This window comes from Methylomagnum sp. (assembly GCF_054333355.1).
Genome location: NZ_JBTEKS010000348.1, coordinates 1 through 4,685 on the forward strand (window position 1 = coordinate 1; position 4,685 = coordinate 4,685).

At 64.7% G+C, this 4,685-nt stretch carries 6 protein-coding genes; 1 reads left to right on the forward strand and 5 read right to left on the reverse strand.

All coding sequences use genetic code 11. From position 1 onward, the window contains the following. Positions 1-118 precede the first annotated feature (118 nt). The 5 genes from ACXWUF_RS18910 to ACXWUF_RS18930 form a co-directional block, all read right to left on the reverse strand. The gene (locus ACXWUF_RS18910; protein ID WP_458496143.1) at positions 119-1,339 is read right to left on the reverse strand and encodes an N-acetylmuramoyl-L-alanine amidase; all 1,221 of its coding nucleotides are present in this window, start codon (positions 1,337-1,339) and stop codon (positions 119-121) included. A gap of 137 nt (positions 1,340-1,476) precedes the next feature. After that, a complete protein-coding gene (locus ACXWUF_RS18915; protein WP_458496144.1) occupies positions 1,477-1,857 on the reverse strand; it encodes a PIN domain-containing protein in 381 nt (126 codons plus the stop codon). Next, complete coding sequence (locus ACXWUF_RS18920; protein ID WP_458496145.1) at positions 1,854-2,063, reverse strand: AbrB/MazE/SpoVT family DNA-binding domain-containing protein; 210 nt, start codon at positions 2,061-2,063, stop codon at positions 1,854-1,856. Before ACXWUF_RS18920 ends, ACXWUF_RS18915 begins: the two co-directional genes overlap by 4 nt. Before the next feature lie 64 nt (positions 2,064-2,127). Continuing rightward, positions 2,128-2,583 (reverse strand): tRNA (adenosine(37)-N6)-threonylcarbamoyltransferase complex ATPase subunit type 1 TsaE, encoded by a 456-nt coding sequence (gene tsaE, locus ACXWUF_RS18925; protein ID WP_458496146.1) that lies wholly within the window; start codon positions 2,581-2,583, stop codon positions 2,128-2,130. Continuing rightward, positions 2,580-4,097 (reverse strand): NAD(P)H-hydrate dehydratase, encoded by a 1,518-nt coding sequence (locus tag ACXWUF_RS18930; RefSeq protein ID WP_458496147.1) that lies wholly within the window; start codon positions 4,095-4,097, stop codon positions 2,580-2,582. The genes tsaE and ACXWUF_RS18930 overlap by 4 nt, the downstream gene beginning before the upstream one ends. A gap of 413 nt (positions 4,098-4,510) precedes the next feature. On the opposite strand from ACXWUF_RS18930, the gene ACXWUF_RS18935 reads away from it, so the two are divergent. Continuing rightward, positions 4,511-4,685, forward strand: a 175-nt coding sequence (locus ACXWUF_RS18935; RefSeq protein WP_458496148.1) for a type II toxin-antitoxin system MqsR family toxin, incomplete at its 3' end; no start/stop codon positions are given.

Genomic DNA, 4,685 nt, shown 5'->3' on the forward strand with positions numbered 1-4,685 from the left:
ATCCCAGTTGGCATGGTGGGTTACGGCGCACGGCGGCACTGCCGGGTATTACCAAGCCTCCCTTGACGTGCGCCTAACCCACCCTACAAATTTCAGGTGGGCGGAAGTGCCCCGCCCCTCAATTCTTATCGGCCTCCGCCACCCGCACCGCCGAGGGCAGGGCCGGTCTAGCTTCTACGAAATAAGCGCGGATCCCCTTGAACACGGCGCGGGCGATGCGTTCCTGATGCTTGGCGTCGTTCAGGTTGCGCTCCTCGTCCGGGTTGGAGATGAAGGCCGTTTCCACCAGCATGGACGGCACGTCGAGAGACTTCAGCACCACGAAGCCGGCCTTCTGCACGGCCTCGTGGTGGATTTCGAAATCCTTCCGCAACTCCCGCAACACCTTCCCGGCGGCCTTGTCGCTGGCCTCCTGGGTGGCGTTCTTGGACAGATCGACCAGCACCGAGGCCAGCGTTTTCCCCTTGTCCTTGAGCTTCACGCCGTCCACCAGGGCCACGTTCTCGCTGTCCGCCAGCCAGCGGGCGGCCTCGCTGGACGCGCCGTGGTCCGACAGGGTGAACACCGACGAGCCTCTGACGTCGTTGTTCTCGTAGGCGTCGGCGTGCAGCGAGACGAACAGGTCGGCATGGGCTTTCCGGGCGATTTCGGCCCGCTGGCGCAGGTCCACGAATTGGTCGCTGGCCCGCACCATGACGGCTTTCATGCCCGGCTCGGCGCGGATGAAACCGGCGAGCTTGCGGGCGATGGCCAGCACCACATCTTTTTCCAGCACGCCGTTGGGACCAATCGCCCCGGTGTCCTTGCCACCGTGACCGGCATCGATGGCGACCACGAAGGCGGCGGGCGGTTTGGGCTTCGCGGCGGATGAAGGCTTCCGTCCATCCTGGCTGGCGACGGGCTTGGCCTGGGCCTGGGCTTGACTCTGGGGCGGCGCGGCCGGTGGGACCGGCGACCATTCGACCACCATCCGCACGCCTTCGGGTTGGTTTTCGATGTGGTAGTGGGGCACCGCCGGGTTCTTGAGATCGACCCTCAAGCGCAGGCTGTTCGGCGCCTTGCCGGGCAGGGAGCCGATCCGCGCCGCGATGGGGTGATTGGCGGGCGGCTGGCTCAGGCCGGGGGGCAGCGCGGTGTCGCTGACCTCGATGGTGAGCCGGGGCGGGGCGGCGGAACGGGTGAGCTTGTAGGTGGGCTGGCCGGAGAAATCCACCAGCAGGCGGGCGCGGGGGGTGTCCGTCCAATGGATGGATTTCACCTGCGCCCTGGCCGCGCTCAGCGACGGCAGGCAGGCGAAGAACACGAGTAGCAGTGAACCGAGTAAGACCTTGTTATTCATCGTCGAGCGCCCCTGTGGAAGTCGGGCAAACATAGCGTCAAGGGCGGTTGTCCGCAAGGGTTGGCGGGATAATCTGTGATGGGGTTTTGATTAGCAGGTGGCCCGGATGGAACGCGGCGGAATCCGGGCCGCTTTCGTTATTTCTTGGGCTTCGGAAAATAACGCACGCCAGGAACGTGTTCAAAATCGTCGTCTTGGGTCCAGAGCGTGGCAGCGTACTGTTGGGCGGCGGCATAGATAAGGCTGTCCGCCATCGCCAATCGGTGTTCAAGCGCTAATTTGGCGGCGGAGAGGGCCAGCGTTTCGTCAATTGGAACGACCCGGCCCCTTCGCATCGCCAGCGCGATCCGTCGGGCGTCTGCTTCGCCACGAACCCGCAGGAAGAATTTGAAAACTTCGTGAAGGACGATGCTGGGCACCAGTAGCCCGGCGATGTCCGTTGCGACCGGCGCGAATCTATCGGCGTTGGGTCCATCCTGGAAATATTCAATCCAGCCGGAGGAATCCAGGACGTTCATAGCGGGCGGTCGTGCTTTTCTCGCACGAAAGGTTCGGTGCATCCCTTAAGAATGCCGCGCAAGGATTCGATAGGCTCGACCGGCAAGATGTGCATTTGCCCGTCGTACACCAGAATTTCCAGCATTTGGCCGGGTTGGATATTGAGTTGTTGGCGGGCTTCCGGGGGAATGGTGATTTGGTAATCCGAGGAAACGGTGACGGACATGGGGTCTGCCTCTATCGGTTAGGATGGCTGGTCGAGATTATAAGCAAGTAACCTGGAGAAGCGGCTAGCCCGCCTCCAATCCCGCCAAAACCACCCTCCCCTTCTCCGTATTCGCCATCAACTCCACCCGCCGCCCCTCGCCCTCAATCTCCAGCGTTATCTCCAAATCCGCCTCCGGCAGCAGCCCCAAGCCCCGTTCCGGCCATTCGATGAAGCAGGTGGCGTCCGGGCGGAGATAATCCCGGATGCCCATCCATTCCAGTTCCTCCGGGTCGTTGAGCCGGTACAGGTCGAAGTGGAACAGGCTGCGGTCGGGCAGCGCGTATTCCTCCACCAGGGTGAAGGTCGGGCTTTTCACCGCGCCCGCGTGGCCCGCCGCCCGGAGGCAGCCCCGGGTGAAGGTGGTCTTGCCCGCGCCCAGGTTGCCATGCAGGAACACCAGACAACCGGGCGGCAGGGCGCGATACACCCGGCCCGCGAATTCAAGCGTGTGGGCCTCGTCGAGTAGCAGCCGCTTCATAGGTTGACCAAGCGCCGCAAAGGCTCCATCAAATCACCGGCCAGAAGGCCGCGCTCCCCGGACTTGGCGGCGTCATCGCCCGCCGCGCCGTGCAGCCGGACAGCCAGGGTCGCCGCGTCCAGCAAGTCCAGCTTTTGCGCCAGCAAGCCCGCCGTGACCCCGGTCAATACATCGCCCATGCCGCCGCTCGCCATGCCCGGGTTGCCAGCGGTGCAGACGGCGGGAATGCCATCCTTGCCCACAATCAGCGTGCCCGAGCCTTTCAGCACCGCCACGCCGCCATACTTGGCCTGCAATTCCCGCACGGCGGCGTAGCGGTCGCGCTGCACCTCGGCGGTCGAGACGCCCAAGAGCCGCGCCGCTTCGCCGGGATGGGGCGTCAGTATCCAGTGGTCACGCCGGAGGGGATGCTCGGCCAGCAGGTTCAGCCCGTCGGCGTCCACCACCAGCGGCAGCTCGGTCGCCAACACGGACGCCAACAACTCCCGCGCCCAATCCGACCGGCCCAGCCCCGGCCCGAGGGCGATGACCGAGGCGCGGGCCAGCACGGCGCGTAATTCTTCCGGGCCTTCCACGCCGTGGCACATCAATTCCGGGCGGGCCAGGTTCAACAGGGCGGCGTGGTCCTGACGGGTGGCGACGCTCACCAAGCCCGCCCCGACCCGCCCCGCCGCTTCCGCCGCCAACCGCGCCGCGCCGCTGTAGCCGTGGTCGCCGCCCACCACCAGCACATGGCCGAAGTGGCCTTTATGGGCGAAGCGGGGCCGGGGCTGCAGGCCGCGTCCCCAGAGCGGCAGCAGCCGGGCCGAGGGCTTGGCGCTGTGCCGGACATCCAGGGACGTGCCGAGATCGTCGAACACCACCTCGCCCGAGTATTCCAGCCCCTCGCCCGTGAACAGGCCGCGCTTCAGGCCGATGAAGCTCACGGTGAGGTGGGCCTTGACCGCCACGCCCAAGGCGGTGCCGGTGTCCGCGTGCAGGCCCGAGGGAATATCCAGGGCCAGGATGCGTCCGGGGCGGCCACTCCGCACCACGCCGAGTTGCGCGTAGCGGTTGATGGCCCGGATGATTTCCGCGTATGGACCTTCCACTTCGCGGTCCAGCCCGGTGCCGAGCAACGCATCCACCACCACTTCCGCGCCCTCGAAATCGACCGGGATGAAATCCAGGATTTCGCCGCCCGCCGCCCGGAAGTCTTGATAAGCCGTCAGCGCGTCGCCCTTGAGCGCTTCGGGCGGCGCGGCGGGATAGACCCGCACGTCCCAATCGGCTTGATGGGCCAGCCGCGCCAGCACATAGCCATCGCCGCCGTTGTTGCCCGCGCCGCACACCGCCGACAGGGTGCGGGCCTCCGGGTGGCGCTCGCGCAGGGCCGCGAACGCCGCGATGCCGGCCTGGCGCATCAAATCAATGCCGGGAATGCCCAGCGTGTCGATGGCATAGCGGTCCATGGCCCGGACATCCTGGGCGCGGTAGAGTTCCGGGGGCAGGGGGCGGTGGTAGGTTTGGGGCATGGTTGAACGACCTGTGGCGGCTGGTGGAGTGCAAGAGACTGCCATCATTAAATTAAAACTGGCTCCGGCCCCGTTGGCTGAGCGGAGTCGAAGCCAATGGAGCCGGAGCCAGCCACCGTTCGCTGACCGGAGTCGAAGCGAGCGGCGGCTGGCTCCTCGAACCGCATAACGTAGGCGATTTCCAGGCAAAGACATACCTGTAGGATGGGTAGAGCGAAGCGAAACCCATCAGCCTGTGTCCGGCTCGATGGGTTTCGCGAGTACGCTCTACCCATCCTACATCCAGATCAAGAGTGACAAGCATTTTTGGAAATCGCCTTAGGGATCAGCGTGGGCGGGAGCTTAATGGGAACCAGTGTAAAAACTGCCCAGTGACAGTTCCTTTCAATAACCAATCAGGTTAATTTGTTCCCATGGAGAAACGAACCCCGCATTGCAAGCTGCCAGTCATCAAAACCCTGATTGAAGCGGGCAAGGTGCGAGCTACCGGCACCGCCTTGGCGGGCGGGGCTGCAATGGGTTTTGATTTCGAGGGAATCGTCGCCGTGGTTAAGACGCTGACTCCGACGGATTTCTACAAGAGCATGA